16 protein-coding genes are annotated in these 17101 nt (G+C 70.3%); 8 read left to right on the top strand and 8 right to left on the bottom strand.

The annotated features are described in order from the left end of the window. Window positions 1-23: 23 nt before the first annotated feature. From ureA to AB0O21_RS04820, 6 genes are all read left to right on the top strand, one after another. Window positions 24-734, top strand: a complete 711-nt coding sequence (gene ureA, locus AB0O21_RS04795) for an urease subunit gamma (protein WP_365166203.1) — start codon at window positions 24-26, stop codon at window positions 732-734. A 56-nt stretch (window positions 735-790) separates the two neighbouring features. Continuing rightward, window positions 791-2473 (top strand): urease subunit alpha, encoded by a 1683-nt coding sequence (locus AB0O21_RS04800; protein ID WP_365166411.1) that lies wholly within the window; start codon window positions 791-793, stop codon window positions 2471-2473. Window positions 2474-2492: 19 nt separating this feature from the next. Beyond that, window positions 2493-3533, top strand: a complete 1041-nt coding sequence (locus AB0O21_RS04805; RefSeq protein WP_365166205.1) for an agmatine deiminase family protein — start codon at window positions 2493-2495, stop codon at window positions 3531-3533. 31 nt (window positions 3534-3564) lie between these two features. Further along, entirely contained in the window at window positions 3565-4185 is a 621-nt protein-coding gene (locus tag AB0O21_RS04810; protein ID WP_365166207.1) for a TetR/AcrR family transcriptional regulator, read from the top strand. Between the two features lie 372 nt (window positions 4186-4557). Further along, window positions 4558-6174 carry a citramalate synthase gene (cimA, locus tag AB0O21_RS04815; RefSeq protein ID WP_365166209.1) on the top strand — a complete coding sequence of 539 codons (1617 nt, stop codon included), beginning with the start codon at window positions 4558-4560 and terminating at the stop codon, window positions 6172-6174. A gap of 67 nt (window positions 6175-6241) precedes the next feature. Further along, entirely contained in the window at window positions 6242-7594 is a 1353-nt protein-coding gene (locus AB0O21_RS04820; RefSeq protein WP_365166211.1) for a hypothetical protein, read from the top strand. Between the two features lie 20 nt (window positions 7595-7614). On the opposite strand, the gene AB0O21_RS04825 is transcribed toward AB0O21_RS04820, so the two are convergent. Continuing rightward, complete coding sequence (locus AB0O21_RS04825) at window positions 7615-8220, bottom strand: YceI family protein (protein WP_365166213.1); 606 nt, start codon at window positions 8218-8220, stop codon at window positions 7615-7617. Window positions 8221-8475: 255 nt separating this feature from the next. On the opposite strand from AB0O21_RS04825, the gene AB0O21_RS04830 reads away from it, so the two are divergent. Both AB0O21_RS04830 and AB0O21_RS04835 read left to right on the top strand, forming a co-directional pair. Beyond that, a complete protein-coding gene (locus AB0O21_RS04830) occupies window positions 8476-10059 on the top strand; it encodes an acyl-CoA carboxylase subunit beta (protein ID WP_365166215.1) in 1584 nt (527 codons plus the stop codon). Window positions 10060-10075: 16 nt separating this feature from the next. Beyond that, window positions 10076-10267, top strand: coding sequence for an acyl-CoA carboxylase subunit epsilon (locus tag AB0O21_RS04835; protein ID WP_365166217.1), 192 nt, complete (start codon window positions 10076-10078; stop codon window positions 10265-10267). Between the two features lie 147 nt (window positions 10268-10414). Here the strand turns inward: AB0O21_RS04835 and AB0O21_RS04840 are convergent, their stop codons facing one another. The 7 genes from AB0O21_RS04840 to AB0O21_RS04870 form a co-directional block, all read right to left on the bottom strand. Next, window positions 10415-11002, bottom strand: a complete 588-nt coding sequence (locus tag AB0O21_RS04840) for an ATP/GTP-binding protein (protein WP_073911148.1) — start codon at window positions 11000-11002, stop codon at window positions 10415-10417. Continuing rightward, entirely contained in the window at window positions 10983-11540 is a 558-nt protein-coding gene (locus tag AB0O21_RS04845; protein ID WP_365166220.1) for a DUF742 domain-containing protein, read from the bottom strand. The genes AB0O21_RS04840 and AB0O21_RS04845 overlap by 20 nt, the downstream gene beginning before the upstream one ends. Before the next feature lie 93 nt (window positions 11541-11633). Further along, window positions 11634-12047 (bottom strand): roadblock/LC7 domain-containing protein, encoded by a 414-nt coding sequence (locus AB0O21_RS04850; RefSeq protein ID WP_030037347.1) that lies wholly within the window; start codon window positions 12045-12047, stop codon window positions 11634-11636. A gap of 10 nt (window positions 12048-12057) precedes the next feature. After that, window positions 12058-15240: a nitrate- and nitrite sensing domain-containing protein gene (locus AB0O21_RS04855; protein ID WP_365166223.1), complete on the bottom strand. Its 3183-nt coding sequence runs from the start codon at window positions 15238-15240 to the stop codon at window positions 12058-12060. 334 nt (window positions 15241-15574) lie between these two features. Then, window positions 15575-16156, bottom strand: a complete 582-nt coding sequence (locus AB0O21_RS04860) for an ATP/GTP-binding protein (RefSeq protein WP_365166226.1) — start codon at window positions 16154-16156, stop codon at window positions 15575-15577. After that, a complete protein-coding gene (locus AB0O21_RS04865) occupies window positions 16137-16529 on the bottom strand; it encodes a DUF742 domain-containing protein (protein ID WP_365166228.1) in 393 nt (130 codons plus the stop codon). The genes AB0O21_RS04860 and AB0O21_RS04865 overlap by 20 nt, the downstream gene beginning before the upstream one ends. A 151-nt stretch (window positions 16530-16680) precedes the next feature. Next, window positions 16681-17094, bottom strand: coding sequence for a roadblock/LC7 domain-containing protein (locus tag AB0O21_RS04870; protein ID WP_008739864.1), 414 nt, complete (start codon window positions 17092-17094; stop codon window positions 16681-16683). Window positions 17095-17101: the final 7 nt, after the last annotated feature.

Here is a 17101-nt window from a genome sequence, read left to right on the forward strand (position 1 = left end):
GACTCAAGAGGTGGTGGATCGGCGTGCGGCTGACCCCTACGGAGCGCGACCGGCTGCTGCTCCGCAGCGCTGCTGAACTGGCCAGGGCCCGGCGGGCCCGGGGCCTCAGGCTCAATGTCCCGGAGGCCACCGCGCTGATCGCGGACACGGTCTGCGAGGCGGCGCGCGACGGCAAGCGGCTGGCGGAGGCCATCGAAGAGGCCCGCGGCGTGCTGGGCCCCGACGACGTCCTGCCCGGCGTGGCCGACGTGGTCGCCGAGGTGCACGTGGAGGCCGTCTTCGACGACGGATCCCGCCTCGCGGTGGTCTCGTCGCCCATCCAGGGCGCCGTGCGGCTCGGCGACGACGCCCCGGGCGCGGTCGTGCCCGGCCCCGGCGTCCCCCAGCCGGAGCCCGTCCTGCACCTGCTGGTGCGCAACACGGCCTCCGTGCCGGTGAGCGTGACCTCGCACTTCCACTTCTTCGAGGCCAACCCGCGCCTGGACTTCGACCGCGCCGCCGCCTACGGCATGCGGCTGTGCGTGCCGGCGGGCTCGTCCGTCCGGTTCGACCCCCACGGCGAGGGCGAGGTCGGCCTGGTCCCGATCGGCGGCGACCGCATCGCCGTCGGCTTCGCGGGCCTGGTCGACGGCCCCCTGGACGCCCCCGGCGCCAAGGAAGAGGCCCTGCGCCGCGCGGCGGCCTGCGGTTACCTCGGAGTGACCGCCCCCGACGAGGACGGAGACCAGGCGTGAGCCGTCAGACCCCCCACACCGACCACAGCGCGCACTGCGCACCAGGCAGCCGGCACATCGACCCGCACGAGTACGCCTCCGTCTTCGGCCCCCGGGCCGGCGACCGGGTGCGGCTCGGCGACTCCGGGCTCACCGTCCGGGTGGAGTCGGACGCGCAGAAGCCCGGTGACGAGTTCCTCGCCGGTTTCGGCAAGACGGCCCGTGACGGCCTGCACCTGAAGGCCGCGGCCGTCCGCGAGACCTGCGACGTCGTGATCAGCAACGTGCTGGTGATCGACGCGGTGCTCGGTATCCGCAAGGTGTCCATCGGCATCCGCGAGGGCCGGATCCACGCGATCGGCCGGGCCGGCAACCCCGACACCCTCGACGGCGTCGACGTGGTCGTCGGCACGGGCACGTCGATCGTCTCCGGCGAGGGCCTCATCGCCACCGCCGGAGCCGTGGACACCCACGTCCACCTGCTCTCCCCGCGCGTCATGGAGGCCTCGCTCGCCGCGGGCGTCACCACGATCATCGGCCAGGAGTTCGGCCCGGTCTGGGGCGTCGGCGTCAACTCCCCGTGGGCGCTGAAGCACGCCTTCAACGCCTTCGACGCCTGGCCCGTCAACATCGGCTTCCTCGCCCGCGGCTCCTCCTCCGACGCCGCCCCCCTGGTCGAGGCCCTCGCCGAGGGCGGCGCATCCGGCTTCAAGGTCCACGAGGACATGGGCGCCCACACCCGCGCCCTGGACACCGCTCTGCGGGTGGCGGAAGAGCACGACGTACAGGTCGCCCTGCACAGCGACGGCCTGAACGAGTGCCTCTCCGTCGAGGACACCCTGCGGGTGCTGGAGGGCCGGACCATCCACGCCTTCCACATCGAGGGCTGCGGCGGCGGGCACGTCCCGAACGTGCTCAAGATGGCGGGCGTGCCGAACGTCATCGGCTCCTCCACCAACCCGACCCTGCCCTTCGGCCGGGACGCGGTCGCCGAGCACTACGGCATGATCGTCTCCGTCCACGACCTCAAGCCCGACCTCCCGGGCGACGCCGCCATGGCCCGCGACCGGATCCGCGCGGGCACCATGGGCGCCGAGGACGTGCTGCACGACCTGGGCGCGATCGGCATCACCTCCTCCGACGCCCAGGGCATGGGCCGCGCGGGCGAGACCGTCCGCCGCACCTTCGCCATGGCCGCCAAGATGAAGGGCGAGCTGGGCCCCCTGGACGGCGATGGCGAGGGCGACGACAACGCCCGCGTGCTGCGCTACATGGCCAAGCTGACGATCAACCCGGCCATCGCCCACGGCCTGGCCCACGAGATCGGCTCGATCGAGGTCGGCAAGCTCGCCGACATCGTGCTCTGGCGCCCCCCGTTCTTCGGCGCCAAGCCCCAGCTGGTCCTCAAGTCCGGCTTCCCGGCCTACGGCGTCACCGGCGACCCCAACGCCGCCACCGACACCTGCGAACCGCTGGTCCTCGGCCCGCAGTTCGGCTCGTACGGGGCCACGGCCGCGGACATCTCCGTCGCCTTCGTCTCGGCCGCCGCGGCGGCCCTCGGCAGCGACGAGATGCCCACCCGCCGACGCCGGGTCGCCGTCCGCGGCACCCGCGGGATCGGCCCCAAGGACCTGCTCCTCAACTCCCGGGTGGGCGCGGTCGATGTGGACGCGCGCAGCGGCCTCGTCTCCCTCGACGGGGAACCGCTGCGCTCCGAAGCGGCCGATTCGGTCTCCCTCAACCGCCTGTACTTCCTGTAAAGCCCGTAAGGACCCTGCCATGACCACGAACAAGCCCGTGAACGACGGATTCCGGATGCCCGCCGAGTGGATGCCCCACGAGCGCACCTGGATGGCCTGGCCCAGCCCCAACCCCACCTTCACCAACGAGCAGGAGCTCGCCGAGGCCCGCCAGGCCTGGGGAGCAGTCGCCCGCGCGGTCCGCTCGTACGAGCCCGTGACCCTGGTCGTCTCGCCCGGTGACGCCGACAGCGCCCGCGCCATCGTCGGCGACGACATCGAGCTGGTCGAGCGCGAGCTCGACGACGCCTGGATGCGCGACATCGGCCCCACCTTCGTCACCAACGGCGCCGGCGAGCTGGCGGCCGTCGACTGGACCTTCAACGGCTGGGGCGCCCAGGAATGGGCCCGCTGGGAGCACGACTCGAAGATCGCCCGGCACATCTCGGACACGATCGGCACCCGCACCTACAGCACCCCGCTCGTCAACGAGGGCGGCGCCATCCACGTCGACGGCGAGGGCACGGTGCTCCTCACCGACACCGTCCAGCTGGGCAAGGGCCGCAACCCCGACTGGACCCGCGAGCAGGTCGAGCAGGAGATCCACGCCCACCTCGGCACCACCAAGGCGATCTGGCTCCCGTACGGCCTGGCCGGTGACTACGGCACCTACGGCACGCAGGGCCACGTCGACATCGTCGCCGCCTTCGCCCGCCCCGGCGTCGTCATGGTGCACTCCCAGCCCGACCCGGCGCACCCGGACCACGAGCGCTGCAAGACCATCGCCGCCATCCTGCGCGCGTCCACCGACGCCCAGGGCCGGCTGCTGGAGGTCGTGGAGATCCCGGCGCCGACCGTGCTCGAAGAGGACGGGGAGTGGGTGGACTACTCGTACATCAACCACTACCTGTGCAACGACGGTGTTGTTCTGTGCGCCTTCGACGACCCGCGCGACGAGGAGGCCGCCGAGATCTTCCGCGGACTGTTCCCGGAGCGGACGGTGACCCTCGTCGACGCACGTACGATTTTCGCCGGGGGTGGCGGTATCCACTGCATCACCCAGCAGCAGCCGAAGGTCTGACCCGCGGCTGACACGTTCGAAGGAGTGGACCATGGTGGCGGGTGGAGTACCGGTACGGGCGGCGCGCAAGAACGCGCCCCCGCGCGAGGACGTACTCGTCGCCGCCATGGCCACGATCGCCGAGCGCGGGCTGGAAGGCCTGACCATGGCGGGTCTGGGCCGTGAGGTCGGCATGAGCAGCGGCCACCTCCTCTACTACTTCCGCAGCAAGGACGAGCTCCTGCTGCAGACCCTGGAGTGGAGCGAGGCCGAACTGGGCACGGAGCGGCGCGCCCTGCTGTCCCGGCGCGGCCCGGTGCGCGAGCGCCTGCAGGGGTACGTGGACCTCTACGTGCCCACGGGGGCCCGCGACCCGCACTGGACGCTGTGGCTGGAGGTCTGGAACCGCTCCCAGAACGCCGGCCCCGAGGAACGCGACCGGCAGGCGGCCATCGAGGGCGCCTGGCACCGCGACCTGGTGGCCCTGCTCGCCGAGGGCATCTCGCGCGGCGAGTTCCGGGCGGTGGACCCGGACCGCCTGGCCGCCCGTACGCGTGCGCTGCTCGACGGCTTCAGCATCCAGCTGGCGGTGGGTCTGCCGACGGTCGACCGCGCGGAAATCCTGGACCACGTCCGCGAGTTCCTCACCGAAGCCCTGACCCCGAACCACTAGCCTCGCCGGCGTTTGAGGCGCGGGGTCCGGGGCGGAGCCCCGGCAACGGCGCCGCACCCGGGCGGGTCCGGCGCGGTGCCCGCATGGTGAGATCCCCGTCCATCCGCGGCGAGCGTTATGGCACACTGCGAGCGTGCCTGCTCAGCTCATGATTATCGCCAGCAGCGCGCCGGTCCTCAGTGGCCGCTGAACCGTGGAAGACCTTCGCGGGAAGCGGCCACCGTGCCCCAGACCCGCGCGCAAACCTCTCGCACCCGCGAGAGGTTTTTTCGTTTCCCGGCCTCATCCCTGCCGGGACGTGAACGCGCGCGATGATGGGGGCAGTGGATCCCGGATCTCCGGAACCACTCATCCGACAGGAGTCAGATCAGCATGACGACGACACCAGAGGCAGCAGCGGTCCTCGACGACAGCTTCCACGTCTTCGACACCACCCTGCGCGACGGCGCCCAGCGCGAGGGCATCAACCTCACGGTCGCCGACAAGCTGACGATCGCCCGGCACCTGGACGACTTCGGCGTGGGCTTCATCGAGGGCGGCTGGCCCGGCGCCAACCCCCGCGACACGGAGTTCTTCGCCCGCGCCCAGGCCGAGATCGACTTCAAGAACGCCCAGCTCGTCGCCTTCGGCGCGACCCGCCGCGCCGGCGGCTCGGCCGCCACGGACCCGCAGGTGCGGGCCCTGCTGGAGTCCGGCGCCCCGGTGATCACCCTCGTCGCCAAGTCCCACGACCGCCACGTCGAGCTCGCCCTGCGCACCACCCTCGAAGAGAACGTGGAGATGGTCCGCGACACGGTCTCCTACCTGGTCGGACAGGGGCGCCGCGTCTTCGTCGACTGCGAGCACTTCTTCGACGGCTACCGGGCCAACGCCGAGTACGCGAAGACCGTCGTACGCGCCGCCCACGAGGCCGGCGCCGACGTCGTCATCCTCTGCGACACCAACGGCGGCATGCTCCCCGCCCAGGTGACCGCGACCGTCGCCACCGTCCTCGCCGACACCGGCGCCCGCCTCGGCATCCACGCCCAGGACGACACCGGCTGCGCCGTCGCCAACACCCTGGCCGCGGTGGACGCCGGCGCCACGCACGTCCAGTGCACGGCGAACGGCTACGGCGAGCGCGTCGGCAACGCCAACCTCTTCCCCGTCGTCGCCGCCCTGGAGATCAAGTACGGGCGCAAGGTGCTCCCCGAGGGCGCGCTCGCCGAGATGACCCGGATCTCGCACGCCATCGCCGAGGTCGTCAACCTCACCCCCTCCACGCACCAGCCCTACGTCGGCCTCTCCGCCTTCGCGCACAAGGCCGGCCTGCACGCCTCGGCCATCAAGGTCGACCCGGACCTCTACCAGCACATCGACCCCGAGCGGGTCGGCAACACCATGCGGATGCTCGTCTCCGACATGGCCGGCCGGGCCTCCATCGAGCTCAAGGGCAAGGAGCTCGGCGTCGACCTCAACGGGGACCGCGCGCTGATCTCCCGCGTCGTGGAGCGGGTCAAGGAGCGGGAGCTCAAGGGCTACACCTACGAGGCCGCCGACGCCTCCTTCGAGCTGCTGCTGCGCGCCGAGGCCGAGGGGCGGGCCCGCAAGTACTTCCGCATCGAGTCCTGGCGCGCGATCGTCGAGGACCGCCCGGACGGCACCCACGCCAACGAGGCCACGGTCAAGCTGTGGGCCAAGGGCGAGCGGATCGTCGCCACGGCGGAGGGCAACGGCCCGGTCAACGCCCTGGACCGGGCGCTGCGGGTGGCCCTGGAGCGGTTCTACCCCCAGCTGGCCAAGTTCGAGCTGACCGACTACAAGGTCCGCATCCTGGAGGGCACCCACGGCACGGAGTCCACGACCCGCGTCCTGATCGCCACGACGGACGGCACCCGCGAGTGGAACACGGTCGGCGTGGGCGAGAACGTCATCGCGGCGTCCTGGCAGGCCCTGGAGGACGCCTTCACCTACGGCCTCCTGCACGCGGGCGTGGAACCGGCCGAGTAGTCCCTTCGCCGGGCGGGCTTATGTCCTACTCACACGCGAATTAGCCCGTTCGGGTAGTTTCGTGAGTATGAGGACCAGGCTGATATCCGTACGTTTGGGATCGATACTGTCCGGTCTGCTGCTGGCACTGTCGGCGACCGCTCTCGCGGTCGCCCCACAGGCATCGGCCGACACCGGAGTCGCCGCCGTGGGAGAGGCCCTCAAGGAGGGTCCGGTGTACGTCGACCCCCGGGCCGAGGCCCAGCTGCCGAAGGCCGAGGCGGACGCGCTCGCGCAGAAGATCAAGGACGCGGGGAAGCCGGTGTTCATCGCCGTGCTGCCCGCCACGGCCGAGTTCCCGCAGGACAAGGTGCTCAGCGCCGTCCGCGCCGAGACCGGCATCACCGGGGTCTACGGGATCCGGTTGGGCGACGGCTTCAACGCCGGAGCCGACCCGGCGGTCATGCCGGTGAACGCCGTGCGCAACCTCACCGACGCGGTGAAGGTGGGGTCGCCGGACGCGGCCACGCAGCTCGACAACTTCGTGGACCAGGCCCTGAGCCAGGCCAAGGGCGGCGCCCCGGCCTCCTGGGCCGGCACGGGCACCGACAGCGGTGTCCCCGTCGGCGGGCTGATCACCCTCGGCGCGGTGGCCGCGATCGGCGGCGGCGGTGCGTACGCGCTGGTGCGGCGCAACCGGAAGAAGAAGGAAGAGACCCGGCGCGAGGCCATCGAGCGGCTCGGCGTGGTCGTCGACGAGGACATCACGGCCTTCGGCGAGGAGCTGGACCGGCTCGACTTCCACCCCGGCGAGCCCGGCGCCGACGATGCCATGCGCAAGGACTACGGCCAGGGGCTCGACTCGTACGAGAGGGCCAAGCAGATCATGGCCTCGGTCCAGTACCCGGAAGAGGTCAAGGGCGTGACCCAGGCCCTGGAGGACGGCCGGTACGCGCTGGCCTGCCTGGACGCGCGCCGGCAGGGCAAGCCGCTGCCCGAGCGCCGCTCGCCCTGCTTCTTCGACCCGCGGCACGGGCCGAGCACCGAGGACGCCACCTGGGCTCCGGCCGGCGGGGCCGCCCGTACCGTGCCCGTCTGCACCGCGGACGCCGTACGGCTGCGCGACGGCCTGGACCCGGCGGTCCGCACGGTCGACACCGAGTACGGGCCGCGCCCCTACTACGACGCCGGCCCGGCGTACGGTCCCTGGGCCGGCGGCTACTTCGGCGGCGGCATCCTGCCCGGCCTGCTCATGGGCACGATGCTCGGCTCGATGATGTCCAGCCCCGCCTACGCCTCCGATTTCGGCGGCGGCAACGGCTTCGAGGGCGGGGACGTCTCCGGGGCCGACTTCAACGGCTCCGACTTCGGCGGCGGAGACTGGGGCGGCGGCGGAGGATTCGACGGGGGCGGCGGGTTCGACGGCGGGGGCGGCTTCTAGCCGCCCCCGGGTCACGCCGGTCAGGCCTGCTTGATCGCGGAGATGTCGAAGGTCAGCTTGACCTTGTCGCTGACCATGACACCGCCGGCCTCCAGCGCGGCGTTCCAGGTCAGGCCCCACTCGGAGCGCAGGATCTCGGCGGAGCCCTCGAAGCCGACGCGCTCGCTGCCGTAGACGTCGGTGGCGGAGCCGTTGAACTCCAGGTCGATGGAGAGCGGCCGGGTCACGTCCTTGATCGTCAGCTCACCGGTGATGCGGTACTTGTCGCCGCCGAGCTGGGCCGCCCCGGTGGAGCGGAAGGTCATCTTCGGGAACAGCTCGGCGTCGAAGAAGTCGCTGCCCAGCAGGTGGGCGTCGCGGTCGGCGATGCCGGTGCTGACCGAGCCGATCGTCACGTCGATGGAGGCGGTGGAACGGGCGGGCTCGCTGCCGTCCAGGTGCAGGCTGCCCTCGAAGGCGTCGAACCCGCCGCGGACGTTGGTCACCATGGCGTGCCGGACGGTGAAGCCGATGCTGCTGTGGGCGGGGTCGATGGCGTAGTCGCCGGTGAGGGCGGCGAGTGCCGGGTCGACCTCCGGCGTGGCGACGGCGGTGTTCTCCTGGCTGCGGCGGCTGAAGATGCCCATGACGTGCTCCTTGGTCTGTGTCCTGTTGAATCTTCAACGACTTCAACGGGAATGACGCTAGACCCATTCCGTTCAAATTTCAACATCTAGTGGGGGTGTCAGGTCGTTTTGTGGAAGGCCCACAAAGGACGAAGGTCCCCTCTGGTGGAGTCCTTGCATCCCTCCGCCGTACTGTGCGGGCCGGACAGCGGAAGACTCCCGAGACTGTGTGGAATGAACGGAGGTTTTTGATGGCGCGCTTCGTAAGGTCGGTACATGACCGTTGTGGACCAGACCCCGAGCGAGCCGACGGACGCCCGCGGGCGCGTGGCCGAGCTGCACTCCCTGCGCGAGCAGGCGCAGCGCGGCCCCAGTGACCGGGCGACCGAGACCCAGCACGCCAAGGGCAAGCTCACCGCCCGTGAGCGCATCGCGCTGCTGCTCGACGAAGGTTCCTTCAAGGAGGTCGAACAGCTGCGCCGCCACCGCGCGACCGGCTTCGGCCTGGAGGCCAAGAAGCCCTACACCGACGGTGTCATCACCGGCTGGGGCACGGTCGAGGGCCGCACGGTCTTCGTCTACGCACACGACTTCCGCATCTTCGGCGGCGCCCTGGGCGAGGCCCACGCCACGAAGATCCACAAGATCATGGACATGGCCATCGCGGCCGGTGCCCCGCTGGTCTCCCTGAACGACGGCGCCGGCGCCCGCATCCAGGAGGGCGTCTCCGCCCTCGCCGGCTACGGCGGCATCTTCCAGCGCAACACCAAGGCCTCCGGGGTCATCCCGCAGATCTCGGTCATGCTGGGCCCGTGCGCCGGCGGCGCCGCGTACTCCCCGGCCCTGACGGACTTCGTGTTCATGGTCCGGGACACCTCGCAGATGTTCATCACCGGCCCGGACGTGGTCCGCGCGGTGACCGGCGAGGAGATCACCCAGAACGGCCTCGGCGGCGCCGACGTGCACGCCGAGACCTCGGGCGTCGCGCACTTCGCGTACGACGACGAGGAGACCTGCATCTCCGAGGTCCGCTACCTCATCTCGATGCTGCCCTCCAACAACCGCGAGAACCCGCCCGTCCACGAGACGAGCGACCCGGCCGACCGCCGCAGCGACGTCCTGCTGGACCTGGTGCCCGCCGACGGCAACCGCCCGTACGACATGCTCAAGGTCATCGAGGAGCTCGTCGACGAGGGCGACGTCCTGGAGATCCACGAGCGCTGGGCCCGCAACATCATCTGCGCCCTGGCCCGGATGGACGGACAGGTCGTCGGCATCGTCGCCAACCAGCCCGGCCACCTCGCCGGCGTCCTGGACATCCACGCCTCCGAGAAGGCGGCGCGCTTCGTCCAGCTCTGCGACGCCTTCAACATCCCGATCATCACCCTCCTGGACGTCCCCGGCTTCCTGCCGGGCGTCGACCAGGAGCACGGCGGCATCATCCGCCACGGCGCCAAGCTGCTGTACGCGTACTGCAACGCCACCGTCCCGCGGATCTCGCTGATCCTGCGCAAGGCCTACGGCGGCGCGTACATCGTCATGGACTCCCAGTCCATCGGCGCCGACATCACCTACGCCTGGCCCACCAACGAGATCGCCGTCATGGGCGCCGAGGGTGCCGCCAACGTCATCTTCCGCAAGCAGATCGCGGATGCCGAGGACCCCGAGGCCATGCGCGTCCGCATGGTCAAGGAGTACAAGGCCGAGCTGATGCACCCGTACTACGCGGCCGAGCGCGGCCTCGTCGACGACGTGATCGACCCCGCCGAGACCCGCGAGACCCTCGTGGCCGCCCTCGCCATGCTCCGCAACAAGCACGCCGACCTGCCGTCCCGCAAGCACGGCAACCCGCCGCAGTAAAGGAGAGAAGCCACCGATGAGCACCGACACCCTGCTGCGCGTCGAAAAGGGCAACGCCGCCCCCGAGGAGCTGGCCGCGATCACCGCGATCCTGCTGGCCCGCGCCGCCGCCACCCCCGAGGCCGTCACCACCCCCCGCTCCCAGGCCGGCTGGCGCCGCCTGGAGCGCACCCCGGGCTTCCGCGCCCCGCACAGCTGGCAGGGCTGATCCCCCTGGCCGAGTAGCCGAGAAGGCCCCGCACCCTTGATGGGTGCGGGGCCTTCCGCGTGTCCGGCGCCGGGAGCCTGGGAGACGTGGGCGAAGGCCCCCGCGTCGTACGACACGGGGGCCTTCGTCGGGTTCCGGCGGGCTCGCCTACCGCAGGCGTGCCATGAGGGCGTGCTCGACGAGCGTGATGAGCGCGCTCTTGGCGTCCGCGCGGTGGCGGGCGTCGGTGGTGATGATCGGTGCGTCGGGGCCGATCTGCAGGGCCTCGCGCACCTCCTCCGGGGTGTACGGCTGGTGGCCGTCGAAGCCGTTGAGCGCGATCACGAACGGCAGGCCGCTGTTCTCGAAGTAGTCCACCGCGGGGAAGCAGTCCGCCAGGCGGCGCGTGTCCACGAGGACCACCGCGCCGATGGCGCCGCGGACGAGGTCGTCCCACATGAACCAGAAGCGGTCCTGTCCGGGGGTACCGAAGAGGTACAGGATCAGGTCCTGGTCCAGGGTGATGCGGCCGAAGTCCATGGCGACCGTGGTGGTCGTCTTGTCACCGGTGTGGGTGAGGTCGTCGATTCCGGCGGAGGCGCTGGTCATGACGGCTTCGGTGCGCAGCGGGTTGATCTCGGAGACCGCGCCGACGAACGTGGTCTTGCCCACGCCGAAGCCGCCCGCCACCACGATCTTCGCGGAGGTGGTGGAGCGAGCGGGAGCCGCTCCGCCGTTAGAGCTTGCGAAGTCCACTGAGCACCCTTTCGAGCAGTGTCACATCTGGCTGGCCGCCGGCAGACTCGTCGCCGCCGGGCTGGTGAATGGCGACAAGGCCCGCCTCCGCCAGGTCGGCGACGAGGATGCGGGCGACACCAAGAGGAATGGAGAGAAGTGCCGAGATCTCCGCGACGGATTTGATCTCCTGGCACAGGCGGCAGATGCGCTGGTGCTCGGGCAACTGCCCTTGCAGCCGGGCGGGATCGGCCGTGGTACTGACCAGCGCCTCGATGGCGAGCTGGTAGCGCGGCCGGGTACGGCCGCCGGTCATCGCGTACGGGCGCACCAGCGGGTTGTGCGCCTTGGGAGCCGGCTGCCGCGCAGCGCGCGGAGGCTGCTGCGGAGGCATGTGCGGCTGCTGGGGCTGCTGGGGCTGTCCGTACGGCTGTTGCTGGTACGGGTTGTGCTCCGGCATGGGCCGGCTGGGAGCGGAGGGGAAGTTGAAGCGGTTCTGGTCGTGCCCACCCTGCGGCTGCTGCGCGCCGCCATAAGGATGTCCTCCGGGTGTTGTCACGTTTCCTCCTCCGACTCCAAGAACGCAGTACTCCCTGTGGAACCGCGCCACCGCACCCTACGGTGCGATGACGCGAAACACACTGCCTGTCTATTAGTTGAGAAGACTTCCCTGCAGCTCCGCACGCAGGTCCGGGGTCAGGACACTGCCCGCGCGATCCACCAGAAGGGCCATCTCGTAGCCCACGAGGCCGATGTCGCACTCGGGGTGCGCCAGCACCGCGAGGGAGGACCCGTCGGAGACGGACATGAGGAAGAGGAATCCGCGGTCCATCTCGACCACGGTCTGGTTGACGGCGCCGCCCTCGAAGATGCGGGAGGCTCCTGCGGTCAGCGAGGTCAGACCGGAGGCAACCGCCGCCAGCTGATCGGCGCGGTCGCGCGGAAATCCGTCGGACATCGCCAGCAGAAGGCCGTCGGCGGAGACCACCACCGTGTGGGACACCCCGGGGGTGTTGTCCACGAAGTTGGTGATCAACCAGTTCAGGTTCTGCGCCGCCTGGCTCATCGCGCTCACACTAACGCTCCTGGTCATAGCTGTTACTTGACTGCTCGGAACCCGCGTTGCGTCCCTGCTGGACACCCCGCCGCAGGTTGCTCAACCTGCCGCGGACGTCCTCCGGGGCGCGGGAGACCTGGGGGCCTCCCTGCGGGGTCGTCTCCGCCGCGCCCTCGACCAGGTTGGCCTTGGGCACCCGCCGAGGAAGACCGGACGGGGTGACCCCGCCCGCCTTCGGCTCACGGAGTTTGGCGGCCTGCTGCCAGCGCTCGTCGTTGCCCGAGCGCCACGCGCCGCCGTCTTCCGTGCTCTCCGGTTCCCGCTCCGCGGCCGCGGGCTGCTGCTGACGCGGCGGCCGCTGCTCGAAGAGGGATCCGGAGGACTCCGCTTCCTGCTGTGCCGGCTGCCACTGCTGCTGGCTGCCACGGCGCGGCAGGCCCGCTCCGGTCATCGCGTGACCGGTGTCCGCAGCGGCGCCCGGACGGTCGAAGCCTACGCGCTCCGGGGCCTGTTCGGGTACGGCAGGGGATTCCGATTCGGTGCGGTAGTCCTGCTCGTACGCCGGCTGGTAGGAGTTCCGCTCCGGCCACTCGGCCTGCTCCTGCTGGGCCTCGTAGCCGCCGTCGTAATTCTGCCCGGCCTGCTGCGGGTCCGGGTAGCCGGCTTCCGCATAGCCGTAGTCCTGCTGCTGGTAGGCCTCGTAGCCCTGCTGCGGCTGCTGAGCCTCGTAAGGGGAGTCGTAGCCCTGCTCGGCCTGCTGCTCGTAGCCCTGGTACGGCTGGTACCCGTGTTCAGGCTGAGGTTCCGGATAGCCCTGCTGCTGATCCTGCGGGTAACCGCCCTGGGCCTGGGCCTCCAGCGCGGCACGGCGCTCCTCGCGGACGAGGGAGCGGCCCACCGGGTCGAGGTCGCGACCGTCGGAGCCCTGCTGGTCATAGCGCGAGTCGTCGAAGCCGAGCTCGGCGGCCGTGCGCAGCGGGGCGGCCTGCTGGGCCTGCTGCTGCGGGATCATCGAGGAGACCGTGAAGTCGTCCTCCGGCATGCCCTCGCCGCCGCCACCGTGGGTGATGGCGTCCGGGAGCATGATCAGCGAGGTGGTTCCGGCCGCCTCGCCCGAGGGGCGCAGCTGGACGCGGATGCTGTGGCGGTCCGCCAGCCGGCCGACCACGAACAGACCCATGCGCTGCGAGATCGCGGCGTCCACGGTCGGCGGGTTGGCGAGCTTGTGGTTGATGTCCGCGAAGTCCTCGGCGGTGAGGCCGATGCCCTTGTCGTGGATCTCGATCATCACGCGGCCGTCCGGCAGACGGGTCGCGTTGACGCGGACCTTGGTCTGCGGGGAGGAGAACGTGGTGGCGTTCTCCAGCAGCTCGGCAAGCAGGTGCACGAGGTCGGTCACGGCCTGGCCGTGGATCTCGGCGTCGGAGACCCCGGAGAGCTCGATGCGCTCGTACTGCTCCACCTCGGAGGAGGCGGCGCGCAGGACGTCGACGAGGGGGACCGGCTGGTCCCAGCGGCGGCCCGGCTCCTCACCCGCGAGGATGAGGAGGTTCTCGCCGTTGCGGCGCATGCGGGTGGCCAGGTGGTCCAGGCGGAAGAGGTTCTCCAGCTGGTCCGGGTCGGCCTCGTTGTTCTCCAGGTCGGTGATGAGGGTCAGCTGGCCCTCGATCAGCGACTGGTTGCGCATGGAGAGGTTCGTGAAGATCGCGTTGACGTTCCCTCGCAGGAGCGCCTGCTCGGCGGCGAGCCGGACCGCTTCCCGGTGGACCTGGTCGAAGGCGCGGGCGACCTCGCCGATCTCGTCCGCGGAGTCGATCGGGATCGGGTGCACGCGGGTGTCGACCTTGCCCGGGTCGGTGCGCGAGAGCTGGTCGACGAGCGACGGCAGGCGCTGCTCGGCGATGTCGAAGGCGGCGGAGCGCAGGCGGCGCATCGCACGGCCCATCTGGCGGGCCATGAGGCCCGCGAGGATGAAGGCCGCGAGCAGGGCCACGACCACGATGGCGCCGTTGGTGATGGCCTCGTTGCGGGCGTCCTCGGAGACCGCGACGGCGTCCTTGACGGCCTTGTCGAGGAGTTCCTTCTCGACGTCGTCGTAGCCGTCGAACTTCGCGGTGGCGGCGGCCTGCCAGGCCATGGGCGTGGTGCCGCCGTCGATCAGCGTCTTCTTGGAGGCGCCGCTGGCGATCGCGTCGGTCATGCCGGCGAGCGGGGAGTTGTTGGCCCCGACCGGCGGCGGCACGAACTTGACGCCGGCCTGCTCCGCCTGCGCCTTGGCCGCGGCCAGCCGGGCTTCGCCCGCCTTGGACTTCTCGGCCATGACCTGCTTGAGCCGGTTCACGTCCTCCTCGGTGCCCGCCGCGACGTACTCGCCGATGGCGATTTCCTCGAGGTAGGCGTAGGAGGAGAAGGCGACGAGCTGGGACTTGCGTATGTTCTCGTCCGGGTTCGGGCGGACCAGCAGGTGGGTGCCGACGGAACGCTGCAGCGAGTTCGCGGCCTTGGCGAGCTGGATCGCGTAGACCATGCGGCCGTACGAGGTCACGTTGCCGGTGCCGAGGCCGAGCTCGTTCGCGAACTGCATGAGGTAGTGCTGGACCAGCACGTACCCCTCTTCAGTCGGGATGGGACCCGGCTGGCCGTTCGCGAGGTTCTTCTTCTGGGTTTCGAGTGCCGCCTGGTACGCCTTGTCGCGGACCTGGGTCAGCTTGGGCTCCTCCGCGCGGAAGAGCTCCAGGCGACGCTCCAGGCCGTGGTTCTTGGGGACGTCCTTGACGGCCTGGTCGAACTTCAGCTTGGCCGAGTCGGTCGTCCCGCGCACCTTGGTGACGATGTCGTTCTTGGAATCGCCGGACAGCAGGGGCTCGGCGGTGAGGTCACGCTCGTTGAGCAACGCCTGGCTGTATTCCGAGGCCGCCTGGACGACCCTGGCTATCTTCTCGGCGTCCTTGGCCTCGTTCCAGGTGTCGACGGAGCCCTTCACCTGGAAGCCGCCCATGACCAGGCCGACGAGGGCCGGCACGAGCAGGATGGCGTTCAGACGGGTCGGCACGCGCCAGTTGCGGGGGGAGAACCTGGAGGTGCTCCCGCTGCTCACGGGCGGGGCCACGGGCACGTCGACGGGCGACGCGGCCGCTCGCGGCGGCGGGGTGAAGTTGCCGCGCGCGGGTTCATCCGCGGGGCTTGCGTTGCTTCGCCTCACTCGACCAACAACCTTCCGGCGGTGCTACTAGCTAGTTCGTTGAATTCCAGCACGGTTGACGGCTGTGTTCCAAACAGTTGAAACCGGCCGCTCCCAGAGCCGTATGCCCCACGTAAAACGGACATAAAGAGCGTCCCGCGGCAAAAATGGGGGGAGTTGTGAGCGCAGCGGCATCAAACGAACGCGCCCTGTGGCGAACTGGCCGCAATTGTCTGTCGAAACGTTATGAACGAAGAGGGCGGGCCGTGTTCTATGACACAGCCCGCCCTCTCACGTTGTGAAGAACCGGTGGTACTTGAGTGGTGCCGCTTGAGCCGGCCAGGCGGTGTGGGTGTTACTTGAGGCGTGCCATGAGGGCGTGCTCGACGAGTGTGATGAGCGCGCTCTTGGCGTCCGCGCGGTGGCGGGCGTCGGTGGTGATGATCGGTGCGTCGGGACCGATCTGCAGGGCCTCGCGCACCTCCTCCGGGGTGTACGGCTGGTGTCCCTCGAAGCCGTTGAGGGCCACGACGAACGGCAGGCCGCTGTTCTCGAAGTAGTCCACCGCAGGGAAGCAGTCGGCGAGACGACGGGTGTCGACCAGCACGATCGCGCCGATGGCGCCGCGAACGAGGTCGTCCCACATGAACCAGAAGCGGTCCTGTCCGGGGGTACCGAAGAGGTACAGGATCAGGTCCTGGTCCAGGGTGATGCGGCCGAAGTCCATGGCGACCGTGGTGGTCGTCTTGTCACCGGTGTGCGTGAGGTCGTCGATACCGGCGGAGGCGCTGGTCATGACGGCTTCGGTGCGCAGCGGGTTGATCTCGGAGACCGCGCCGACGAACGTGGTCTTGCCCACGCCGAAGCCGCCCGCCACCACGATCTTCGCGGAGGTGGTGGAGCGGGCCGCCCCTCCGTTAGAGCTTGCGAAGTCCACTGAGCACCCTTTCGAGCAGTGTCACGTCCGGCGTGCCGCCGGCCTCTCCATTGCCCGGCTGGTGGATGGCCACCATTCCGGCCTCCGCCAGGTCGGCGACGAGGATCCGGGCGACACCGAGCGGCATCGACAGCAGTGCGGAGACTTCGGCGACCGACTTGACCTCACGGCACAGGGTGCAGATGCGCTGGTGCTCGGGGAGCAGGCCGGACAGGTGCATCGGATCGGCCGTGGTGCTGACCAGGGCCTCGATGGCGAGCTGGTAGCGAGGCCGGGTACGGCCGCCGGTCATCGCGTACGGACGCACCAGCGGCTGTTCGCCTTCCGAGTACGAATCTCCGTACGCATCGGGGTAGGCGGGGGGCGGGGTCATTGATCCTCCGGGCTGGACAGCAGTGGTCAGCGTGCCGTCTGACGGGGCGGCCGGTGGGGGGACGGTATGACGGCCTGTCGGGTGTACTGGGTTCCGGGTCGGGGGCCCCGGGCTCCCGGCCGGCAGTACCGGCCGACCGGGAGGCGGGCAGTCAGATGAGCAGGCTTCCCTGCAGCTCCGCGCGCAGGTCCGGGGTGAGGACGCTGCCGGCGCGGTCCACGAGGAGGGCCATCTCGTAGCCCACGAGGCCGATGTCGCATTCGGGGTGCGCGAGCACGGCCAACGAGGATCCGTCGGAGACGGACATCAGGAAGAGGAATCCGCGGTCCATCTCGACCACGGTCTGGTTGACGGCGCCGCCCTCGAAGATGCGGGAGGCTCCTGCGGTCAGCGAGGTCAGACCGGAGGCCACGGCCGCCAGCTGATCGGCGCGGTCGCGGGGGAAGCCTTCGGACATCGCCAGAAGGAGGCCGTCGGCGGAGACCACCACCGTGTGGGACACCCCGGGGGTGTTGTCCACGAAGTTGGTGATCAACCAGTTCAGGTTCTGTGCCGCCTGGCTCATCGAACTC

Source organism: Streptomyces sp. NPDC091371, from assembly GCF_040684275.1.
In the GTDB taxonomy this organism is placed as follows: Bacteria; Actinomycetota; Actinomycetes; order Streptomycetales; family Streptomycetaceae; genus Streptomyces.